The sequence below is a fragment of the Streptomyces sp. NPDC053542 genome, assembly GCF_044544685.1.
Lineage (GTDB): Bacteria > Actinomycetota > Actinomycetes > Streptomycetales > Streptomycetaceae > Streptomyces.
In genome coordinates this window covers 490,663-512,879 of the sequence record NZ_JBITXL010000004.1, presented here as the reverse complement: position 1 = coordinate 512,879, position 22,217 = coordinate 490,663, and the positions used below count along the sequence as shown (strand labels likewise).

15 protein-coding genes are annotated in these 22,217 nt (G+C 72.2%); all 15 read left to right on the top strand.

Features of this window, described 5'->3' with window-relative positions; translation table 11 throughout:
- The first annotated feature begins 2 nt into the window (after positions 1-2).
- The 15 genes from ndk (at position 3) to rpmA (ending at position 22,179) form a co-directional block, all read left to right on the top strand.
- On the top strand, positions 3-416 hold the full coding sequence (ndk, locus tag ACIGXO_RS13970; RefSeq protein WP_399785077.1) for a nucleoside-diphosphate kinase: 414 nt from the start codon (positions 3-5) through the stop codon (positions 414-416).
- 302 nt (positions 417-718) lie between these two features.
- On the top strand, positions 719-1,738 hold the full coding sequence (locus ACIGXO_RS13965; RefSeq protein ID WP_030249658.1) for a rod shape-determining protein: 1,020 nt from the start codon (positions 719-721) through the stop codon (positions 1,736-1,738).
- Positions 1,739-1,968: 230 nt separating this feature from the next.
- The gene (gene mreC, locus ACIGXO_RS13960; RefSeq protein ID WP_399785074.1) at positions 1,969-2,904 is read left to right on the top strand and encodes a rod shape-determining protein MreC; all 936 of its coding nucleotides are present in this window, start codon (positions 1,969-1,971) and stop codon (positions 2,902-2,904) included.
- A gap of 5 nt (positions 2,905-2,909) precedes the next feature.
- On the top strand, positions 2,910-3,623 hold the full coding sequence (gene mreD, locus ACIGXO_RS13955; RefSeq protein ID WP_399785071.1) for a rod shape-determining protein MreD: 714 nt from the start codon (positions 2,910-2,912) through the stop codon (positions 3,621-3,623).
- A 37-nt stretch (positions 3,624-3,660) separates the two neighbouring features.
- The gene (gene mrdA / locus ACIGXO_RS13950; protein WP_399785069.1) at positions 3,661-5,799 is read left to right on the top strand and encodes a penicillin-binding protein 2; all 2,139 of its coding nucleotides are present in this window, start codon (positions 3,661-3,663) and stop codon (positions 5,797-5,799) included.
- A complete protein-coding gene (gene rodA, locus ACIGXO_RS13945) occupies positions 5,796-6,992 on the top strand; it encodes a rod shape-determining protein RodA (protein WP_399785065.1) in 1,197 nt (398 codons plus the stop codon). The genes mrdA and rodA overlap by 4 nt, the downstream gene beginning before the upstream one ends.
- Before the next feature lie 223 nt (positions 6,993-7,215).
- Positions 7,216-10,599 carry a pyruvate carboxylase gene (locus ACIGXO_RS13940; RefSeq protein ID WP_399785062.1) on the top strand — a complete coding sequence of 1,128 codons (3,384 nt, stop codon included), beginning with the start codon at positions 7,216-7,218 and terminating at the stop codon, positions 10,597-10,599.
- Positions 10,600-10,749: 150 nt separating this feature from the next.
- Complete coding sequence (locus ACIGXO_RS13935; protein WP_399785059.1) at positions 10,750-12,381, top strand: CHAD domain-containing protein; 1,632 nt, start codon at positions 10,750-10,752, stop codon at positions 12,379-12,381.
- A 61-nt stretch (positions 12,382-12,442) separates the two neighbouring features.
- On the top strand, positions 12,443-14,368 hold the full coding sequence (locus ACIGXO_RS13930; protein WP_399785057.1) for a TIGR03960 family B12-binding radical SAM protein: 1,926 nt from the start codon (positions 12,443-12,445) through the stop codon (positions 14,366-14,368).
- A gap of 82 nt (positions 14,369-14,450) precedes the next feature.
- Entirely contained in the window at positions 14,451-15,014 is a 564-nt protein-coding gene (locus ACIGXO_RS13925; RefSeq protein WP_399785054.1) for a GNAT family N-acetyltransferase, read from the top strand.
- 96 nt (positions 15,015-15,110) lie between these two features.
- Positions 15,111-15,764 (top strand): hypothetical protein, encoded by a 654-nt coding sequence (locus tag ACIGXO_RS13920; protein WP_399785052.1) that lies wholly within the window; start codon positions 15,111-15,113, stop codon positions 15,762-15,764.
- A 128-nt stretch (positions 15,765-15,892) separates the two neighbouring features.
- Positions 15,893-16,696, top strand: a complete 804-nt coding sequence (locus tag ACIGXO_RS13915; protein WP_399785049.1) for a TIGR03936 family radical SAM-associated protein — start codon at positions 15,893-15,895, stop codon at positions 16,694-16,696.
- A 215-nt stretch (positions 16,697-16,911) separates the two neighbouring features.
- The gene (locus tag ACIGXO_RS13910; protein WP_399785046.1) at positions 16,912-21,339 is read left to right on the top strand and encodes an Rne/Rng family ribonuclease; all 4,428 of its coding nucleotides are present in this window, start codon (positions 16,912-16,914) and stop codon (positions 21,337-21,339) included.
- Between the two features lie 250 nt (positions 21,340-21,589).
- The gene (gene rplU / locus ACIGXO_RS13905; RefSeq protein ID WP_031062249.1) at positions 21,590-21,910 is read left to right on the top strand and encodes a 50S ribosomal protein L21; all 321 of its coding nucleotides are present in this window, start codon (positions 21,590-21,592) and stop codon (positions 21,908-21,910) included.
- Positions 21,911-21,924: 14 nt separating this feature from the next.
- The gene (rpmA, locus tag ACIGXO_RS13900; protein WP_030249625.1) at positions 21,925-22,179 is read left to right on the top strand and encodes a 50S ribosomal protein L27; all 255 of its coding nucleotides are present in this window, start codon (positions 21,925-21,927) and stop codon (positions 22,177-22,179) included.
- Positions 22,180-22,217 lie beyond the last annotated feature (38 nt).

The following is a 22,217-nucleotide window of genomic DNA, read 5'->3' as shown; positions in this document are numbered from 1 at the left end:
CGATGAGCCAGCGCACCCTCGTCCTTCTCAAGCCCGACGCCGTGCAGCGCGGCCTGGTCGGCGAGATCATCGGCCGTATCGAGCGCAAGGCCGGCTGGACGATCAGCGCGCTGGAGCTGCGCACCCTGGACCGCGCGGTCCTGGAGCAGCACTACGCCGAGCATGTCGGCCGGGACTTCTACGAGCCGCTGATGACGTTCATGTCCTCCGGCCCGGTCGTCTCGCTCGTCGTCGAGGGCGAGCGGGTGATCGAGGGCGTACGCCAGTTGGCTGGTCCTACCGACCCGATCAAGGCCCCGAGCGGGTCCATTCGGGGGGACTTCGGCACAATCACCCGGGAAAACCTCATTCACGCGTCCGACTCCGAGGAGTCCGCGGAGCGCGAGATCAAGATTTTCTTCCCTGGCCTGTCCTGACGGGGCATCAGGTACAAACCGCGCGCCACCTGGGGCGACCGAAGAAATTCGGTCGCCCTTCGGCATACGTACAGCCAACTGGGGAACGCATCACCCCGACACGACGTCACCATTAAGGGGGGCGGATACGTGTTCCGCTGACAATGGCGGAGGAACCCCGCACCGCGTTCGAGCGGCGGCCCTTCCCGGACTACCATGAAGGCTCTCCGCGCATCGCAATCAGCGCACCACTTCCTCCTGCCGACCTCCAGTAAGCATTCGCTCCAGTTGGGAAGGCCAGACGTATCCTCATGGGGAACAACATGTCGTTCATCGGCCGTGACATGGCTGTCGACCTCGGCACCGCCAACACGCTGGTGTACGTCAGGGGTCGAGGGATCGTTCTGAACGAACCGTCGGTCGTGGCCATCAATACCAACACCGGCGGCATCCTCGCCGTGGGCGCCGAGGCCAAGAAGATGATCGGCCGGACCCCTGGCAACATCGTGGCCGTCCGCCCGCTGAAGGACGGCGTGATCGCCGACTTCGAGATCACCGAGCGGATGCTCCGCTACTTCATCCTGAAGATCCACAAGCGCCGGTACCTCGCCCGGCCGCGCGTCGTCGTCTGTGTGCCCTCCGGCATCACCGGCGTCGAGCGCCGCGCGGTCATCGAGGCGTCGACGCAGGCCGGCGCCCGTCAGGTGCACATCATCGAGGAGCCCATGGCCGCGGCCATCGGTTCCGGGCTGCCGGTCCACGAGGCCACCGGCAACATGGTGGTGGACATCGGCGGCGGCACGACCGAGGTCGCGGTCATCTCGCTCGGCGGCATCGTCACGGCGCAGTCGATCCGGGTGGCCGGCGACGAGCTGGACAACGCGATCATCCAGCACATCAAGAAGGAGTACAGCCTCCTCCTCGGTGAGCGGACGGCCGAGTCCATCAAGATCACGATCGGTTCGGCGTACGACCTCGACCAGGACGAGCACACCGAGATCCGCGGCCGGGACCTGGTCTCGGGCCTGCCCAAGACCGTGGTCATCTCCGCGGCCGAGGTCCGCAAGGCCATCGAGGAGCCGGTCAACTCCATCGTCGACGCCGTGAAGACGACGCTCGACAAGTGCCCGCCGGAGCTCTCCGGTGATGTGATGGACCGCGGCATCGTCCTCACCGGCGGCGGCGCCCTGCTCCGCGGCCTGGACGAGCGGCTCCGCCGCGAGACCGGCATGCCGATCCACATCGCCGAGGACCCGCTCGACTCCGTCGCGCTCGGTTCCGGCAAGTGCGTGGAGGAGTTCGAGGCTCTTCAGCAGGTCCTCGACTCGCAGCCGCGCAGATGAACGTCTTCGGTGATCTGCCGTACGGCCGCCTGCCAGCCCGTACGGCAGATCGCTGATATACAGACCCTCGACGCATAACTGCACAACACCGTTTTTCCGCACACCTGTACGCAGGCTTCCCGCCCGTACCACCCCCACCACTCCGGTACGGACACCCCCCAGATTCCCCAGCGAGACCGGCGCGGGCCCGCAGCCGGCCGGTCCTACGAGGAAGGACACGGCCGCCGCACGTGAGGGACACACGAGAGAGCCGGCTCTTGCTGGTGCTGCTGGTCGCGATCGCGTTCGCACTGATCACGGTGGACATCCGCGGCGGCGAGCAGTCCCCGCTGCAGGGTGCCCGGCAGGCCGCGGCCGCCGCCTTCGGGCCGGTCGAGACCGGTGTCGCCTCGGTCGTGGACCCCGTCGGCAACGCCGTCGACGCCGTCCGTGACTCCGACGGCCGGCACAGCCGCATCGCCCAGCTGGAACGCGAGAACGCCGCCCTGAAGGCCAAGCTCGGCTCCTCCGACCGCGACCATGTGCGCGCCGGAGAGCTGGACAAGATGCTCAAGACCGCGGGCGCCGGCCAGTACGGCATCAAGGGCGCCCAGGTCATCGCCATAGGAGCCGCCCAGGGCTTCTCCTGGACCGTCACCATCGACGCCGGCTCCAAGGACGGCATCGCCCGCGACATGACCGTACTGAACGGCGACGGGCTGGTCGGCCGGGTCACCACCGTCGGCGAGGACACCGCCACCGTCCTGCTCGCCATCGACCCCGACTTCACCGTCGGCACCCGCATGGAGAAGACCAACGAGATCGGCTTCGCCAACGGGCAGGGCGGCGGGCCGCTGCGCGTCCAGCTCCTCAACGGCAAGGCGAACGTGAAGAAGGGCGACCGGATGGTCACCTTTGGATCCAGCGAGGGCAAGCCGTTCGTGCCCGGCGTGCCGGTCGGCACCATCACCCACGTCGGCGCCGCCAACGGCGACCTCACCCGCACGGTCCAGGTCAAGCCCTTCGCGGGCTTCTCCCGCCTGGACGTCGTCGGCGTCGTCGTCCAGCCGCCGCGCGAGAACCCCCGGGACACGGTCCTGCCGCCCAAGCCCGCCAAGCCCAAGCCCACCCCGACGGTCACCGTGACCGCCAAGCCCAAGCCTTCTCCGAGCGGCGCCAGGAGCTGAGCCCGATGCGCATCAACCGGATCCTCCTCTCCACCGCCCTCGTGGCCGTGGCCCTCGTCGTCCAGGTGGGTGTGCTCGCCAGACTGCACCTCCCCGGAGCCGTACCGGACCTGGTCCTCCTCGTCGTCCTCGGACTGGCGATGGTGTACGGCCATGTCGCCGGGGCCTTCATCGGCTTCGGCGCCGGGCTCCTCGCCGACCTGGCGCCCCCCTCCGACCACGCGATCGGCCGCTACGCCCTCGTGCTCTGCGTCATCGGCTATGCCGCCGGGCTCACCCGGCCCGACAAGAGCCGGCACCGTTCCGCCACGCTGCCGCTGATGGTCGTGGTCTGCGCCGCCATCGGCTCGACGCTGCTCTACGCCGGCGTCGGCTCGCTGGCCGGTGACAACGCGGGCAACACCGTCGGCATCCCCCTGTTGCTGTTCACCGCGACCGTCTACGACCTCGTGCTCGCGCCCTTCAGCGTCCCGCTCGTGATGGCCCTGGCCCGCCGCTCGGAGAGCGGTCCGCTGGCCGGGGAGAGTTCCGGCGGCGGCACGCAGTCCGGTGCGCTGGCGGGGGAGGCCGCGTACGGCTGGCTCTCCACCGGCAGCGGGCTGCGCATGAGCCGTCCCGGGCGGGGCGGCCGGACGCCGCGGATCGGCAGCCAGCGCGGCGGCCTGCTCGGCGGCAAGGCGAACCGCACGAAGACCATCAAGGGGGTCAAGCGCCTGTGAGCAGTACACCGTTCCGGGCCGCGACGAGGGGGCGCCGATGAGCAACATCCCGGAGACGGGCCGGACGACACGCGTCACCGTCCGCCTCGTCGCCATCCAGATACTGGTCTTCTCGCTGCTGCTCACCCTCGGCGGCCGGCTCTGGTATCTCCAGATCCGCAACGGCGACGAGTACGCCGCCGAGGCCAGCGGCAACCACGTCCAGCAGGTCGTCGACCCGGCCGTGCGCGGTTCGATCCTCGACGCGCGCGGCGTGCCGCTCGCCGACAACGAGACCCGCCTCGTCGTCTCCGCCAGCCGCACCGCGCTGATGAAGATGGACGACGAGGGCAAGGCCGTACTGACCCGCCTCGCGCACGTCCTCGGCATGTCCTACACGGACGTGAAGAACAAGGTCCGGCTCTGCGACGCCAAGACCCCGCAGCCCTGCTGGAACGGCTCGCCCTTCCAGCCCATCCCGATCACGGACGAGGCCACCACCCAGCAGGCCCTGAAGATCCGGGAGAGCTCCGAGGACTTCCCCGGCATCTCCGCCGAACCCACCGCGGTACGCCGCTACCCGGCGCCCGCCAAGGCCGCGACCTCCCAGGTGCTCGGCTACCTCTCGCCGGTCACCGACGAGGAGATCAAGAAGGCGGAGCACACGAACTCGCCGTTCCTGCGCTCGGACATGGTCGGCCGCTCGGGCCTCGAGCGGACGTACGACAGCGCGCTGCGCGGCAAGGCCGGCGTCACCCGCTACCAGGTCGACAACCTCGGCCGGGTCATGGGCAAGGCCAAGAGCGACCCGGCGCGGCCCGGCGACAACGTCGTGACGTCGATAGACGCCCGCGTGCAGGGCGTCGCGGAGCAGCAGCTGCACCAGGCGATGGTGGAGGCCCGCAAGCAGCACGACCGCAACACCGGTACGAACTACAAGGCCGACGCGGGCGCCGTCGTCGTCATGGAGGCCAAGACCGGCCGGGTGGTCGCGATGGCCTCCCAGCCGGACTACGACCCGAACGCCTGGGTCGGCGGGATCTCGGCGAAGGACTACGAGAAGCTCACCGGCAAGAAGTCCAACTACCCGCTGCTGAACCGCGCGATCCAGGGCCAGGCGGCCCCCGGCTCGATCTTCAAGGTCATCTCGTCCTCGGCCGCGGTCAACGCCGGGTACGACTTCAACGGCCGGTACAACTGCTCCAGTTCGTACAACGTCGGCGGGCAGGTCTTCAAGAACTTCGAGTCCGAGAGCCACGGCGCGATCACCCTGGGCCGGGCGCTGGAGGTCTCCTGCGACACCGTCTTCTACGACCTGGCCTACAAGCAGTGGCTCAAGGACGGCGGCAACAAGCCCAAGGACCCCAAGGACTGGTTCTACAAGACCGCGCACCAGTTCGGCCTGGGCAAGGAGACCGGCATCGACCTGCCCAACGAGGTCAAGGGCCGGGTGCCGGACCGCCAGTGGAAGAAGGACTTCTGGAAGGCCAACAAGGACTCCTGGTGCAAGACCGGCAAGAAGGGCGGTAATTACGTCCAGCGCCTCGCCTACGAGAGCTGTCTCGAAGGCATGAAGATGCGCGCCGGTGACTCGGTGAACTACTCCATCGGCCAGGGCGACACCCTCGTGACGCCGATCCAGATGGCGGTGATCTACGGGGCCATCGCCAACGGCGGGACGATGTACGACCCGACCATCGGCAAGGCGATCATCAACGCCGCCGGCAAGAAGGTCCGGGACATCGAGCCCAAGGCCCACGGCAAGCTGCCCGACACGCCCAGGACGCTGAAGCAGATCGACAAGGCGCTGGCCGGTGTGGCCACGCGCGGTACCGCCGCCTGGCGGTTCCAGAACTGGCCGCAGAAGCAGATCCCGATGCACGCCAAGACCGGTACCGCCGAGGTCTACGGCAAGCAGACGACGTCGTGGTTCGCCACGTACACCAAGGAATACACGATCGTCATGACGATCTCCCAGGGTGGTACGGGCTCCGGCGCCTCGGGTCCGGCCGTCCGCAAGATCTACGACGCGCTGTACGGCGTGGACGCCAAGGGCAAGATCCACAAGGACCGGGCGCTGCTGCCGAAGCCGCAGGCGAGCCTGCCGAGGATCGACCGGGACGGCAACATCACGGCCGGCAAGCTGACCAAGCCGATCATCAACGACGAGAAGAAGCCGGAAGGGGCGGTCCAGTGACCAGCAGCAGCTACGCCATCCGGCGCTACGCCCCCGACCGCGGCGTCTGGTCCAAGCTCACCGCGCGGGACTCCGTCGTCCGGCGGCTGGACTGGATACTGCTCTTCTCCTGCCTGGCCCTCTCGCTGATCGGTGCGGTCCTGGTCTTCTCGGCCACCCGCAACCGCATCGAGCTGAACCACGGCGACCAGTACTCCTACGTCCTCAAGCACCTGCTGAACACCGGCATCGGCCTCGCGCTCGCGGGCGGCACGGTGTGGCTGGGCCACCGCACGCTGCGCGGCGCCGTCCCCATCCTGTACGGGCTCTCGCTGCTGCTCTCGGCGCTGGTGCTCACCCCGCTCGGCGCCACCATCAACGGCTCCCGGTCCTGGCTCGCCATCCCCGGCGGACTCTCCCTGCAGCCCGCCGAGTTCGCGAAGATCACCATCACGCTGGGCATGGCGATGGTCCTCGCCGCACGGGTCGACGCGGGCGACCGGGAACACCCCGGCCACCGCTCCGTCCTCCAGGCGCTCGGCATCGCCCTGGTCCCGATAGCGGTCATCATGCTGATGCCGGACCTCGGCTCGGTCATGGTGCTCGGCACGATCGTCCTCGCCGTGCTGCTCGCCTCCGGCGCGTCCAACCGCTGGGTCATCGGCCTGGTCACGCTGGGCGTGGTGGGCTGTCTGAGCGTCTGGCAGCTGCATCTGCTCGACGACTACCAGATCGCCCGGTTCGCGGCCTTCGCCAACCCGAGCCTGGACCCGGCGGGCGTCGGCTACAACACCAACCAGGCGCGCATCGCGATCGGCTCCGGCGGCCTCTTCGGCGCCGGGCTGTTCCAGGGCAGCCAGACCACCGGCCAGTTCGTGCCCGAGCAGCAGACCGACTTCATCTTCACGGTCGCCGGTGAGGAGCTGGGCTTCCTCGGCGCGGGCCTGATCATCTTCCTGCTGGGCGTGGTGCTCTGGCGCGCCTGCCGCATCGCCCGCGAGTCCTCCGAGCTGTACAGCACGATCGTCGCCTCCGGCATCATCGCCTGGTTCGCGTTCCAGGCGTTCGAGAACATCGGGATGACGCTGGGGATCATGCCGGTCACCGGCCTGCCGCTGCCCTTCGTCTCCTACGGCGGCACCTCGATGTTCGCCGTGTGGATCGCCATCGGACTGCTCCAGTCGATCCGCGTACAGCGGCCCGTCTCCGCCTGACCTCCCACCACCGTGCCGTGGCCCGGCTCCCCGCGAAGGGGGCCGGGCCACAGCCGTTCCGGTACACGTACCCACTTCACACGGACACGGACTGTGACAGGTCTTACGTGGCGGTAACGCCGTACGGGCGGCATGCTGTCGCGGAAACAGCAGTGAGCCAGCGAGTTCCCCGTATCCGTACGCAGGCGCCCCCAAGCCGCCCCGTCAGGAGAAGTCAGCTCCCATGTTCTCGAAGGTCCTGGTCGCCAACCGTGGCGAAATCGCCATCCGCGCCTTCCGCGCCGCCTATGAGCTGGGCGCGCAGACCGTAGCGGTGTTCCCCCACGAGGATCGCAACTCCGGCCACCGCCTCAAGGCGGACGAGGCTTACCAGATCGGCGAGCCCGGCCACCCCGTGCGCGCCTACCTCTCGGTCGACGAGGTCGTCCGCGCCGCACGGCAGGCCGGCGCCGACGCCGTCTACCCCGGCTACGGCTTTCTCTCCGAGAACCCCGACCTGGCCGCTGCCTGCGCCGAGCACGGCATCACCTTCGTCGGCCCCTCCACCGAAGTACTGGAGCTCACCGGCAACAAGGCGCGCGCCATCGCCGCCGCCAAGGCCGCCGGGCTGCCCGTCCTCGCCTCCTCCGAGCCCTCCTCCGACGTCGAGGAGCTGCTGGCGGCGGCCGAGGACATGGAGTTCCCGGTCTTCGTGAAGGCCGTGGCCGGCGGCGGCGGGCGCGGCATGCGCCGGGTCGCCGAGCGCTCCCAGCTGCGCGAGGCCGTCGAGGCGGCGGCCCGCGAGGCCGAGTCGGCCTTCGGCGACCCGACCGTCTTCCTTGAGCAGGCCGTCGTCGACCCGCGCCACATCGAGGTGCAGATCCTCGCCGACACCCACGGCAACGTGATCCACCTCTACGAGCGGGACTGCAGCGTCCAGCGCCGCCACCAGAAGGTCATCGAGCTCGCCCCGGCCCCGAACCTCGCCCCCGAGCTGCGCGAGAAGATCTGCGCCGACGCCGTCGCCTTCGCGAAGCAGATCGGCTACACCTGCGCCGGTACCGTCGAATTCCTCGTCGACGCGCGCGGCAACCACGTCTTCATCGAGATGAACCCGCGCATCCAGGTCGAGCACACCGTCACCGAAGAGGTCACGGACGTCGACCTCGTACAGTCCCAGCTGCGCATCGCGGCCGGTGAATCGCTGGCCGACCTCGGGCTCAGCCAGGAGAAGATCGTGCTGCGCGGCTCGGCGCTGCAGTGCCGCATCACCACCGAGGACCCCGCCAACGGCTTCCGCCCCGACACCGGCCGGATCACCGCCTACCGCTCCCCGGGCGGCGCGGGCGTCCGCCTGGACGGCGGCACCAACCTCGGCGCCGAGGTCGGCGCGCACTTCGACTCCATGCTGGTCAAGCTCACCTGCCGGGGCCGGGACTTCGCGACCGCCGTCGGGCGCGCCCGGCGCGCCGTCACCGAGTTCCGCATCCGCGGCGTGGCCACCAACATCCCGTTCCTGCAGGCGGTACTGGACACCCCGGACTTCCGCGAGGGGAGGGTCACCACCTCCTTCATCGAGCAGCACCCCGAACTGCTCACCCAGCGCGGCTCCGCCGACCGCGGCACCCGCATCCTCGAATACCTCGCCGACGTCACGGTCAACAAGCCGCACGGGGACCGCCCCGCCACCGTCACGCCGCACGAGAAGCTGCCCGCGATCGACACCTCCGCGCCGGTCCCCGACGGCTCCCGGCAGCGGCTGCGGCAGCTCGGCCCCGAGGGCTTCGCCGCCGACCTGCGCGCCCGGCCCGCGCTCGGCGTCACCGACACCACCTTCCGCGACGCCCACCAGTCCCTGCTGGCCACCCGCGTCCGTACGAAGGACCTGCTGGAGGTCGCCGGGCACGTCGCCCGCACCACCCCCGAGCTGCTCTCCCTCGAGGCGTGGGGCGGCGCGACGTACGACGTGGCGCTGCGCTTCCTGTACGAGGACCCGTGGGAGCGGCTGGCGGCGCTCCGCGAAGCCGTCCCCAACATCTGTCTGCAGATGCTGCTGCGCGGCCGCAACACCGTCGGCTACACCCCCTACCCGGAGCAGGTCACCCGCTCCTTCGTGCAGGAGGCCGCCGACACCGGCATCGACATCTTCCGCATCTTCGACGCGCTCAACAACGTCGACCAGATGCGCCCCGCGATCGACGCCGTGCGCGAGACCGGCACCGCCATCGCCGAGGTCGCCATGAGCTACACCGGCGACCTCGCCAACCCCGGCGAGAAGCTCTACACCCTCGACTACTACCTCCGCCTCGCCGAGCAGATGGTCGACGCCGGCGCCCATGTCCTCGCGATCAAGGACATGGCGGGCCTGCTCCGCGCGCCCGCCGCGAAGAAGCTGGTCACGGCCCTGCGCCAGAACTTCGACCTGCCCGTCCACATCCACACCCACGACACCCCCGGCGGCCAGCTCGCCACCTACCTCGCCGGCTGGGAGGCCGGCGCGGACGCCGTCGACGGCGCCTCCGCGGCGCTGGCCGGCACCACCAGCCAGCCCGCCCTCTCCGCGATCGTCGCCGCCGCGGCCCACACCGACCGGGACACCGGCATCGACCTCGACGCGGTCTGCGCCCTGGAGCCGTACTGGGAGGCCGTACGCAAGGTCTACGCGCCCTTCGAGGCGGGCCTCCCGGCGCCCACCGGACGCGTCTACGCGCACGAGATCCCCGGCGGCCAGCTCTCCAACCTCCGTCAGCAGGCCATCGCGCTCGGCCTCGGCGACCGCTTCGAGGAGATCGAGAAGGCGTACGAGGGCGCCGACCGCCTCCTCGGCCGCCTCGTCAAGGTCACCCCCAGCTCCAAGGTCGTCGGCGACCTCGCGCTCTCCCTGGTCGGCGCCGGGGTCTCCACCGAGGAGTTCGCCGCCGACCCGGCCCGCTTCGACATCCCCGGCTCCGTCATCGGCTTCCTCCGCGGCGAGCTGGGCGAACCGGCCGGCGGCTGGCCCGAGCCGCTGCGCAGCCGCGCCCTCGAAGGCCGCGCCGAGGCCCCCGGCATCACCGAACTGACCGCCGACGAGTCCAAGCGCCTCTCGGCCTCCTCCGCCGAGCGCCAGGCCGTACTGAACGAACTGCTCTTCCCCGGCCCGGCCAAGGACTTCACGACCCACCGCGAGCGCTACGGCGACACCTCCCCGCTCTCCAGCGACCTGTTCTTCTACGGGCTGCACCACGGCGAGGAACACGTCGTCCGGCTCGCTCCCGGCGTCCAGCTCCTCATCGGCCTGGAGGCGATCTCCGAGGCCGACGAGCGCGGCATGCGCACCGTGATGTGTATCCTCAACGGCCAGCTGCGGCCCATCCAGGTCCGCGACCGGTCGGTGGCCACCGAGGTGCCGGCCGCGGAGAAGGCCGACAAGAACAACCCCGGCCACCTGCCCGCGCCGTTCGCCGGCGTGGTCACCCTCGCCGTCCAGGAGGGCCAGCAGGTCGAGGCGGGCGCCACCATCGGCACCATCGAGGCCATGAAGATGGAGGCGGCGATCACCGCACCCACCGGCGGCACGGTCTCCCGTATCGCCATCTCCCCGGTCGCCCAGGTCGAGGGCGGTGACCTGCTCATCGTCGTGGAGTGAGCGGAGCGCCTCCGGGCGCAGCGCCTACTGGCGCAGTGAGCACGGCGCCCGGTGCGCGGCGGCCTTCCCGGCCCGCCGCGCACCGGGCGACTTGTCGCGGAGGCCGCGCCGGGGCTCCCCAGAAGCCGGACAGGACAGTACGTTCGCCCCATGGCGGACACCGTGCGCGAGATCGAGCGGAAGTACGAGGCCGACGGCGCGGGCCTGCCGCCCGACGGCCTCCCCGACCTCACCGGCGTCGACCGGGTCGCGTCCGTCGCGGACCGCGGCACGGCCACCCTGGACGCCACCTACTACGACACCGCCGACCGGCGGCTCGCCCGCGACGGCATCACCCTGCGCCGCCGTACCGGCGGCGACGACGCCGGCTGGCACCTGAAACTGCCCGTCGCCGCCCACGTACGCGACGAGATCCGCGCCCCGCTCTCCGGCACCGTCCCCCGCGCCCTGCGCGGCCTGCTCCGCTCCCGCGTCCGCGACGCCGAGCTGGTGCCCCTCGTACGGATCGAGACCGCCCGCGAGACCCGGCAGCTGCTCGCCGCCGACGGCACGGTCCTCGCGGAGCTCGCCGCCGACCGGGTACGCGCCACCCGCCCGGCCGGCCCGGGACGCACCGCCGAATGGGCCGAGATCGAGGTCGAGCTGACGGCGGACGGCGACATGGCACTCCTGGACGCGGTCGAGGACCGGCTGCTGCGCGCCGGGCTGCGCCCCGCCGGCGCGGCCTCCAAGGCGGCCCGCGCACTCCGCGACACGGCCCCCAAGGCCGAGCGGAAGGCGGCCGCCAAACCCGCCAGGACCACCGCAGCGGACCGAGGCGGTGAGCCGCCCACCGAAACGCACAAGAGCAGCGACTCGCCCACCGCCGAAGAGATCGTCCTCCGCTACCTCACCCGCCAGGTCCGCGCGCTCACCGAACTGGACCCCGCCGTCCGCCGCGACCTCCCCGACGCCGTCCACCAGATGCGCGTCGCCACCCGCCGCCTGCGCAGCGCCCTGCGCTCGTACGCCACCGTCCTGGACCGGGCCGCCACCGACCCCCTCGGCGCCGAGCTGAAATGGCTCGCGGCCGAGCTGGGCGTCGACCGCGACGCCGAAGTGCTCACCGCCCGCCTCCAGGAAGCCCTGGCCGCGCTCCCCAAGGAGCTGCGCCCCGGCCCCGTACGCACCCGGCTGCGCACCTGGTCCCAGGCCCACCGCAAGGGCTCCCGCAAACACCTCGTCGCCGTCCTCGACGGCGCGCGCTACCTCACCCTCCTGAACTCCCTGGACGCGCTGCTCACCGACCCGCCCCGGGCCCGCGCCGCCACCCGCCCCGCCGCTCAGGTACTGCCCAAGGCGGTCGAGCGGGACTTCCGGCTGCTGGCCGGACACGTCGCGGCCGCGCTGGCCGCGCCGCCCGGCCACGACCGGGACCTGGCCCTCCACGAGGCCCGCAAGGCCGCCAAACGCACCCGCTACGCGGCGGAGGCGGCCCGCCCCGAGCTGGGCCGCCCCGCGAAGGAGCTCGCCGCCCGCATGACGGAGCTCCAGGAACTCCTCGGCGACCACCAGGACGGCGTGGTCGCCCGCGAAGCGCTGCGCGACCTCGCCGCCCAGGCCCACGCGGCGGGCGAGAACACCTTCGCCTACGGCGTCCTGTACGCCCGCGAGGAGGCCCGCGCCACCACCCGCGAACACGAGCTGCCCACCCTGTGGGCCAGCATCGCCCCGCCGGACCTGCGGGCGGCGCTGACCAGCGACGTCGGCGCGGATTCGGGGACCGCCGGGGGAGCGCGTTAGGCTTGAGGGTCACCCTTCCCAGCTCATGCTGTGCTGTGCCGATCTAAGAGAGAACGCCGCGATGCCTGTCGAGACGGTCTTCCCGCGCCTGGAAGCGCTTCTCCCGCACGTCCAGAAGCCCATCCAGTACGTCGGTGGAGAGCTCAACTCCACCGTCAAAGACTGGGACGCGTGCGATGTGCGCTGGGCGCTCATGTACCCCGACGCGTACGAGGTCGGGCTGCCCAACCAGGGCGTCCAGATCCTGTACGAGGTCCTGAACGAGCGCGAGGGCGTGCTTGCCGAGCGCACCTACAGCGTCTGGCCCGACCTCGAAGCGCTGATGCGCGAGCACGGTGTGCCGCAGTTCACGGTCGACGCGCACCGCCCCGTCGACGCCTTCGACGTCCTCGGCGTCTCCTTCTCCACCGAGCTGGGCTACACGAATCTGCTCACCGCGCTGGACCTGGCGAACATCCCCATGTACGCCAAGGACCGCACGGAGGACCACCCGCTGGTCCTCGCGGGCGGCCACGCCGCCTTCAATCCCGAGCCGATCGCGGACTTCCTGGACTGCGCGGTGGTCGGCGACGGCGAGCAGGCCGTCCTGGAGATCACCGAGATCATCCGGGCGTGGAAGAACGAGGGCCGCCCCGGCGGCCGCGACGAGCTGCTCTTCCGCCTCGCGAAGACCGGCAGCGTCTACGTCCCCAAGTTCTACGACGTGGAGTACCTCGCCGACGGCCGCATCAGCCGCGTCGTGCCGAACCGCTCCGGCGTCCCGTGGCGCGTGTCCAAGCACACCGTCATGGACCTCGACGAGTGGCCCTACCCGAAGCAGCCGCTCGTCCCCCTGGCCGAGACCGTCCACGAACGGATGTCGGTCGAGATCTTCCGTGGCTGCACCCGCGGCTGCCGTTTCTGCCAGGCCGGCATGATCACGCGTCCCGTACGGGAGCGAAGCATCACCGGCATCGGCGACATGGTGGACAAGGGCCTCAAGGCCACGGGATTCGAGGAGGTCGGCCTGCTGTCGCTGTCCTCCGCGGACCACACCGAGATCGGCGACATCGCCAAGGGCCTCGCCGACCGGTACGAAGAGGACAAGATCGGCCTCTCCCTCCCCTCCACCCGCGTCGACGCGTTCAACATCGACCTGGCCAACGAGCTGACCCGCAACGGCCGCCGCTCGGGCCTGACGTTCGCGCCCGAGGGCGGCTCGGAACGCATCCGCAAGGTCATCAACAAGATGGTCTCGGAGGAGGACCTGATCCGTACGGTCTCCACGGCCTACGGCAACGGCTGGCGGCAGGTGAAGCTGTACTTCATGTGCGGCCTGCCGACCGAGACCGACGAGGACGTGCTGCAGATCGGTGACATGGCGGTCAACGTCATCGCCGAGGGCCGCCGGGTCTCCGGCCAGAACGACATCCGCTGCACGGTCTCCATCGGCGGGTTCGTCCCCAAGCCGCACACCCCCTTCCAGTGGGCCCCGCAGCTCTCCGCCGAGGAGACCGACGCCCGCCTGGAGAAGCTCCGCGACAAGATCCGCGGCGACAAGAAGTACGGCCGCTCCATCGGCTTCCGCTACCACGACGGCAAGCCCGGCATCGTCGAGGGCCTCCTCTCCCGCGGCGACCGCCGCGTCGGCGCGGTCATCCGCGCGGTCTACGAGGACGGCGGCCGCTTCGACGGCTGGCGCGAGCACTTCTCCTACGACCGCTGGATGCAGGCCGCGGAGAAGACCCTCCCGGACTACGGCGTCGACGTCGCCTGGTACACCACCCGCGAGCGCACCTACGAAGAGGTCCTCCCCTGGGACCACCTGGACTCCGGCCTGGACAAGGACTGGCTCTGGGAGGACTGGCAGGACGCCCTCGACGAAACCGAGGTCGAGGACTGCCGCTGGACCCCGTGCTTCGACTGCGGCGTGTGCCCGCAGATGGACACCGAGATCCAGATCGGCCCGACGGGCAAGAAGCTGCTCCCGCTCACGGTCGTGAAGTAGCCGCGCAGCAGACGCACGGCAGTTCGGCCCGGTCGCCGCAAAGCGGTGGCCGGGCCGTCGCGTGTCCCCGCACACTGTTGCGATGCCACAGCTGATCGCACCCACGCTGCGCGTCCAGGCATCGTTTCTGGAGGCGGTGAAGGAGCTCCGGGCCGAGGGCCGGGGGGAGGCCGGCGACGACTCGGCCGTCGGGCGGGAGATCCGCGAGTTCGCCGCGGAGTGGGACGACCCGGTCGTCTTCTCCCGGTACACCGACTGGCTGCGCTCGATGACCCGCGAAGAGGTCGTGCGGCCGATGGGCTACGTGCCGTGCACCAACCTCTGGTACGTCGACGGCGACACCTTCCTCGGCCGCCTCGGCCTGCGCCACGAGCTGAACGACTTCCTGCTGGAGCTCGGCGGCCACATCGGCTACGACGTGCGGCCCACCGCCCGCCGCCGCGGCCACGCCACCGCCATGCTGCGCGCGGCCCTGCCGCTGGCCCACGCGCTCGGCATCAGGTCCGCGCTGGTCACGTGTGACACCACCAACACCGCGTCACGTAGGGTCATCGAGACCTGCGGCGGGATCTTCGAGGACGAGCGCGGCGGAAAGCTGCGCTACTGGGTGCCGACGCGGGCGGAGCACGTGAACGACAGGACATAGCGGTACCGGGGGAAGCGGCGCATGGCGCACGGGGGCATGGACAAGGCAGGGGACACGCGGGATCGGGTGCCGGGCGGCGGATGCTGCCTCGCTCAGGTGATCAAGATTCCGGTGCTGATCGTCGTGGTCCCGCTGCGGCTGCTCTGGGACGCGCTGTGCTGGACCGGACGGCACGTGCTGGCGCCCGTCGGGCGCTGGGTGTACCGGTGGATCCTCGCCCCGGCCGGGCGGGCGATCGCCTGGCTGATCAACTACCTGCTCGTCGTGCCGCTGGTCTTCCTGATCCGGTACCTGATCGTCGTCCCGGCGATCTGGATCTACCGCTGGATCCTCACGCCCATCGGACACGCGCTGGCCCGGCTGGCGTACTACCTGCTGGTGGTCCCGGTCCGGTGGTGCTACCGGTGGATCCTCACCCCCATCGGGCACGCGCTGGCCCGGCTCGCGCACTGGCTGATCGTGGTGCCCGCCGTGACGGTGTGGGAGTACGTGCTGCGGCCCGTCCTGCGGGCGGCCGGCGCGGCCGTCGCGTGGGCCTGGCGGGTCGCGGGGTACGTTTCCCGGGCGGCCGGCCGGGGCATCGCCGCCCTGTGGCGGTGGCTGGTCGTCGCGCCGCTGCGCTGGGTGTACCGGTGGATCCTCACCCCGGTGGGGCACGCGATCCGGGCGGTCCTGTGGCCGCCGGTGCGGGCCGCGCTGTCCGCCGCGCGCACCGCCGCCCGGGAAGTGCGCCTCGCGCTCTTCGGGTGACGGGCCGCACCCCGGCGGGAACCGGCGGCCCCGCAGGCACGTACTCTAGGTAGCAGTACGACCGCACTCACGAAGGACTGACGACACTGGGCAAGCGACAGCCCGAAGGCCCGCCGCCCGCACCGGCGGTGCAGCGCATCCGACTGCGCTACACCAAGCGCGGCCGCCTCCGGTTCACCAGCCACCGTGACTTCCAGCGCGCTTTCGAGCGGGCGCTGCGCCGTGCCGAGGTGCCCATGGCGTACTCCGCGGGATTCACCCCGCACCCCAAGGTGTCGTACGCCAATGCCGCGCCCACGGGCACCGGCAGCGAGGCCGAGTACCTGGAGATCGCCCTCACCGAGCGACGGGACCCGGCGGTGCTGCGCGCGCTGCTGGACGAGTCGCTGCCGGACGGTCTCGATGTGACCGACGCCGTGGAGGCGCACACCTCCGGGCTCGCCGACCGGCTGCAGGCATCGGTGTGGGAGCTGCGGCTCGACGGCGTGGCCGTCGCGGACGCGGAGCGGGCCGTCGCGGCCTTCCTCGCGGCCGACGAAGTACCGGTCGAGCGCCAGACGAAGAAGGGCATCCGCACCTTCGACGCACGTGCCGCGGTCGCGGATCTGCAGGCGGGTGCGTGCGAGGCCGATAGGCCCGGCGCTGATGCCTGTGCGATACTGCGGCTGGTTGTTCGGCATCTGACACCTGCCGTACGACCCGACGACGTCCTGTCCGGCCTCCGAGCTACGGCCGACCTGGCGCCGCCGGTCCCCGCAGCGGTGACCAGGCTGGCGCAGGGGCTGCTCGATGAGGAGACCGGCGCGGTGACCGACCCGCTCGCGCCCGACCGCGACGCAGCAGCCACGGCCGCCCCACCCACGGCCGCCGGGCTGACCGCCGCGACGCAGGCACCGCCCGCAGGCGGTGGAGCGGCGGACGGCGCAGCGTAGGAGCCGTCGTCGCGTCGCCGATCAGCCAGGGAGCCACCCCGGTCCGGCGAACGAACTGACCAGGAGACTTTCGCCGGTCCCGGACACAAGGGCCCGGCGAGCGAGACTAAAGCTCCCGTGTGGCGCCCGCGCCCCGGACCGCGGCACCGCTCTCTACGCGGGCCGCGGCCGGAACCGGACGCGGCGCCCGGGAGCGTGACGGGAGAACCGCCCGCATGCTCGAACCCATTGAGCCCACGGAATCCGCGGAGCCGGCGAACAGCCGCTCCGAGAACAGCACACCGAGTGACACCCTGCCGCCGCGCCGCAGGCGCCGTGCGGCGTCCCGGCCCGCGGGGCCGCCGGTGGGCGGCGCCACGGCGCCCGAGGTGACGGCCGCCCAGCCGGCCGACGCACCCGGCGACGCCGCCGCTCCCCAGGAGCCCGCCGCCGGCACCACCGTCGTGACCGGTGAGGAGGCCGCCCCGGCGCGCCCGCGCCGCCGCGCCACCCGCCGTACGTCGGCCCCGGCCGGCGCACCGCGCACCACAGCCACCGAGACGGCCGCCGCCGAGTCCACCGAGGCACCGGCCGCCGAGGACACCACCGCGCCGGCCGAGACCACCCCGCAGCCCGCCGCCGAGCAGCCGGCCGTCGTGACCGGTGACGAGGCCGCGCCCGCGCGCCCCCGCCGCCGCGCCACCCGCCGCGTCTCGGCCCCGGCCGGCACGCCGCAGCCCGACGAGGCCGCGGCCCCCGTGGCCGAGCGGGCCGTCGTCGCGGAGCCGGTCGCCGTGGCCGCCGACGACGAGGCGCAGGCCGAGTCCGCCGCCGCTGCCGAGACGGCCGCCGCCGAGGCCGCTGCCGCCGAGGCCGCTGCCGCCGAGGCCCCCGCGAGGGCCGCCACCGCCGCCGCCGAGTCCCGCCCGGCCCGTACGCGCCGCCGGGTGACCCGCAAGGTCACCGCCCCGGCCGGCACCCCGGCCCCGGCCGAGGAGCAGCCCGCCGCCGAGCAGCCGCAGGCCGCGCAGCCCGCAGAGCAGGCCGCCGCCGAGCAGCCGCAGCCCGTAGAGGAGACCGCCGTCGAGCAGCCCGCCGCCGAAGAGGCCAGGCCCGCCCGTACGCGTCGCCGGGCCACCCGCCGGGCGTCCGCGCCCGCCGGCTCGCCGCAGCCCGCCGAGGCCCCCGCGCCCGTGACCCCCGAGCCGGCCGTCGCCGTCGAGGCGGTCGCCGCCGAGGACGAGGACGAGGAGCAGCTCGAGGCCGCAGCCGAAGCCGCCGCGGAGGAGGCACGCGCCGAGGAGGCCGCCGCCGTCTCCGCCGAGGCCGAGCCGCAGCCCGCCAGGCCCGCCCGTACCCGCCGCCGCGCCACCCGTAAGGCATCCGCCCCGGAGGGCACGCCCGCCGCCACCCAGGCCCCGGTCGCCGCCGACGAGGACGAGCAGCCGGTCGCCGCCGCCGCGCACGCGGTCGCCGCCGAGGAGGCCCCGCCGGCCCCGGTCGCCGAGCAGGCCCCGCGCCGCCGCACCCGCCGCCGCGCCGAGCGCCCCGCCGCGCCCGCCTTCGCCCAGCCCGAGCAGGAGCAGGCCGTCACCCAGCAGCCCGCCGCCGAGGAGCCCGCCGCCGAGGAGGCCCCGGCGCGTGGCCGCCGCCGCTCCGCCCAGCCGCCGAGCGCCGTCTTCCAGCCCCCGGTCTTCACCGAGCCGATGTTCCAGACCCCGGAGACCGCTGCCGCCGCCGCTGCGGCCGCCGCCCCCGAGGAGGAGCCCGCGGAGGCCGAGGAGCGCCCGGCGCGCCGCCGTCGCCGTCGCGGCGCCGCCGCCGAGCCGGAGCCGCAGCAGGCCGCCCCCGTCGAGGAGGAGGCCGCCGAGACCGAGGAAGAGCCCGAGGCCGAGGCCGCGCAGGGCGACGAGGAGCAGGACGGCCGCCCCTCGCGCCGCCGCCGTCGCGGTGGCCGCCGCCGTCGCCGTGGCGACGCCGCGGAGGCCGACGGCACGGACGAGTCCGGCGAGTCCGCCGACGCGTCCGAGGCCGCCGAGGAGCAGCCCGCAGAGGAGCCCGCCGAGACGGAGGAGCCGGAGGCCGCCGGGGACGGCGCCGACGAGCAGCCCTCCGGCGGCTCCAGCAGCAGCCGGCGCCGCCGCCGTCGCCGCCGTCGCAGCGGTGACGGCGCCGAGCCCGGCACCAACGGCGACGACCCGGAGCGTACGGTCGTCAAGGTCCGCGAGCCGCGCAAGAAGGAAGAGCGCGAGCCCGGTACCGGCTTCGACGAGGTCCAGTCCATCAAGGGCTCGACCCGTATGGAGGCCAAGAAGCAGCGCCGCCGCGAGGGCCGCGAGCAGGGCCGCCGCCGCGTGCCGATCATCACCGAGGCGGAGTTCCTGGCGCGCCGCGAGGCCGTCGAGCGCGTGATGGTCGTCCGCCAGAGCGGCGAGCGCACCCAGATCGGCGTCCTCGAGGACGACGTGCTCGTCGAGCACTACGTCAACAAGGAGCAGTCGACCTCGTACGTCGGCAACGTCTACCTGGGCAAGGTGCAGAACGTCCTGCCGTCGATGGAGGCCGCCTTCGTCGACATCGGCAAGGGCCGCAACGCCGTCCTGTACGCCGGTGAGGTCAACTTCGAGGCGCTCGGCATGGGCCACGGCCCGCGCCGCATCGAGACCGCCCTGAAGTCCGGCCAGTCGGTCCTGGTGCAGGTCACCAAGGACCCGATCGGCCACAAGGGCGCCCGCCTCACCAGCCAGGTCTCGCTGCCCGGCCGGTACCTGGTCTACGTGCCCGAGGGCTCGATGACCGGCATCAGCCGCAAGCTCCCCGACACCGAGCGGGCGCGCCTGAAGCAGATCCTCAAGAAGATCGTCCCCGAGGACGCGGGCGTCATCGTGCGCACCGCCGCCGAGGGCGCGAGCGAGGACGAGCTGCGCCGCGACGTGGAGCGCCTCCAGGGGCAGTGGGAGGAGATCCAGAAGAAGGCGAAGAGCGGCAACGCCCCGACCCTGCTGTACGGCGAGCCGGACATGACCGTCCGCGTCGTGCGCGACATCTTCAACGAGGACTTCTCCAAGGTCATCGTCAGCGGCGAGGACGCCTGGCAGACCATCTCCGGTTACGTCTCGCACGTCGCGCCGGACCTCGGCGACCGGCTCCAGAAGTGGACCTCGGACGTCGACGTCTTCGCGACGTACCGGATCGACGAACAGCTGATGAAGGCGCTGGACCGCAAGGTCTGGCTGCCGTCCGGCGGCTCGCTGGTGATCGACAAGACCGAGGCCATGGTCGTGATCGATGTCAACACCGGCAAGTTCACCGGCCAGGGCGGCAACCTCGAAGAGACCGTCACCAGAAACAACCTGGAGGCGGCCGAGGAGATCGTCCGCCAGCTGCGCCTGCGGGACCTCGGCGGCATCGTCGTCATCGACTTCATCGACATGGTGCTGGAGTCCAACCGGGACCTCGTGCTGCGGCGGATGCTGGAGTGCCTGGGCCGGGACCGTACGAAGCACCAGGTCGCCGAGGTGACCTCGCTGGGCCTGGTCCAGATGACCCGCAAGCGGGTCGGCCAGGGCCTCCTGGAGTCCTTCTCCGAGCCGTGCGTGCACTGCAACGGCCGTGGCGTGATCGTCCACATGGACCAGGCCACGAGCACCGGCGGTGGCGGCAAGCGCAAGAAGAAGGGCAAGGGCGGCAACGGCGAGAAGCACGACCACCAGCCCGAGAAGGCCGTGGAGCAGGCTGCCCCGGCGCCCGAGCTGGAGCCCGCGCCCGTCACCGAGGCGGAGCTGGCCCCCGCGGTCGCCGACGCCGACGAGTGGTTCTCCAGCCCGGCCGAGGCCGAGGCGGCCGCCGACCGCGGCCGCGGCCGTGGCCGCCGCCGCGCGAGCCGGAAGGTGTCCGCGCCGGCGGGCTCCCCGAAGGCCGCCGACGACAGCGCCGCGATCGTGGTGACCGCTGCCGAGTCCGCCCCGGAGCCCGCCGCGGCGGACCAGGAGCCGGCGCAGGCCGCGGAGCCGGTACCGGCTCAGGAGCCCGCGCAGGCCGAGGCGCCCGTGACGGCCGAGCAGCCCACCACCGAGCAGCCCGCAGCCGAGCCGGAGCCGCAGCCCGCGGCCCGTCCGGCCCGTGCCCGCCGTCGGGTGACCCGCGCGGTGTCGGCCCCGGCCGGCGCCGAGCCCGCCGCGCCCACCGAGGCCGGCGGCGAGGCGGCCCCCGAGGCCGCTGCCGAGGCGGCGGCCCAGGCCGCCCCCGAGGCGGCCACCGGCGCCCCGCACGAGGCCCCCACGGAGCCGCAGGCCCCCGAGGCCGGGGCCACGGAGCCCGAGGCCGGGGAGCCCGCCAAGAAGACGGCCAAGAAGGCCGCCGCGAAGAAGGCCACGGCCAAGAAGGCGACGGCCAAGAAGGCCGCCGCCAAGAAGACCACGGCCAAGAAGACGGCGGCGAAGAAGGCGACGGCCGAGGAGGCGGAGACCGAGCAGGCCCCCGCCGACGAGGCCCCCGCCGAGAAGCCCGCCAAGAAGACCACCGCCAAGAAGGCGGCGGCCAAGAAGACCACCGCGAAGAAGACCGCGGCGAAGAAGACGACTGCGAAGAAGGCGGCGGCCAAGAAGACCGCGGCCGCCGAGCAGCCCGCTCCCTCGTCGGTCTCCGCCTCCGCGGAGGACTGAGCAGTACCCGGTGCCCCGGGCCGTACGTCACGGCCCGGGGCCCGGTTTGACCCCCTGGTCAAGGCCCCGTAACCTTGACCGTCGGCGTCTGTGTACGCCAACCACCTGAGCAAACACCTCCCGGTTCGCCGGGGGAGGCCGCTCGTCCAGTGCGGACCGCATCATGCGGATCGCGTCGGATAGCCGGGCCCGCAGGGCCCCGGGGCGGCTGGCATCAGTGGTCCCCGTTTCTAGCGAGAGAGAGTTCCGCGTGTACGCGATCGTGCGCACCGGCGGCCGCCAGCAGAAGGTTGCTGTCGGCGACGTCATCGAGGTTGACCGCATTTCCACCAGCAAGGTCGGCGAGACCGTCGAGCTCTCCACGCTGCTGGTCGTCGACGGCGAGTCCGTCACGAGCGACCCGTGGGTGCTCGCCGGCGTGAAGGTCCAGGCCGAGGTCGTGGACCACCACAAGGGCGACAAGATCCGCATCCAGAAGTACAAGAACAAGACCGGTTACAAGAAGCGGATCGGCCACCGTCAGCTGCACACCGCGCTGAAGATCACCGGCATCGACGCTCCGGCGAAGTAAGGGACTGAGGAGACATGGCACACAAGAAGGGCGCATCGTCCACTCGGAACGGTCGCGATTCCAACGCTCAGCGGCTCGGCGTCAAGCGCTTCGGCGGCCAGGCCGTCCTCGCCGGTGAGATCATCGTCCGCCAGCGCGGCACCCACTTCCACCCGGGCACCGGCGTCGGCCGGGGCGGCGACGACACGCTGTTCGCGCTGCAGGCCGGTGCGGTGGAGTTCGGTACCCACCGCGGCCGCAAGGTCGTGAACATCGTTCCGGGCGTCTGACCCACCAGGTCGTAAGACACCGCGGAACCGTTCAACGG

Bases quoted from the DNA above. Each gene is read 5' to 3' on its own strand.
- ndk (WP_399785077.1), top strand. From the start codon at position 3: ATGAGCCAGCGCACCCTCGTCCTTCTCAAGCCCGACGCCGTGCAGCGC.
- ACIGXO_RS13965 (WP_030249658.1), top strand. From the start codon at position 719: ATGTCGTTCATCGGCCGTGACATGGCTGTCGACCTCGGCACCGCCAAC.
- mreD (WP_399785071.1), top strand. From the start codon at position 2,910: ATGCGCATCAACCGGATCCTCCTCTCCACCGCCCTCGTGGCCGTGGCC.
- mrdA (WP_399785069.1), top strand. From the start codon at position 3,661: ATGAGCAACATCCCGGAGACGGGCCGGACGACACGCGTCACCGTCCGC.
- ACIGXO_RS13940 (WP_399785062.1), top strand. From the start codon at position 7,216: ATGTTCTCGAAGGTCCTGGTCGCCAACCGTGGCGAAATCGCCATCCGC.
- ACIGXO_RS13935 (WP_399785059.1), top strand. From the start codon at position 10,750: ATGGCGGACACCGTGCGCGAGATCGAGCGGAAGTACGAGGCCGACGGC.
- ACIGXO_RS13930 (WP_399785057.1), top strand. From the start codon at position 12,443: ATGCCTGTCGAGACGGTCTTCCCGCGCCTGGAAGCGCTTCTCCCGCAC.
- ACIGXO_RS13925 (WP_399785054.1), top strand. From the start codon at position 14,451: ATGCCACAGCTGATCGCACCCACGCTGCGCGTCCAGGCATCGTTTCTG.
- ACIGXO_RS13910 (WP_399785046.1), top strand. From the start codon at position 16,912: ATGCTCGAACCCATTGAGCCCACGGAATCCGCGGAGCCGGCGAACAGC.
- rpmA (WP_030249625.1), top strand. From the start codon at position 21,925: ATGGCACACAAGAAGGGCGCATCGTCCACTCGGAACGGTCGCGATTCC.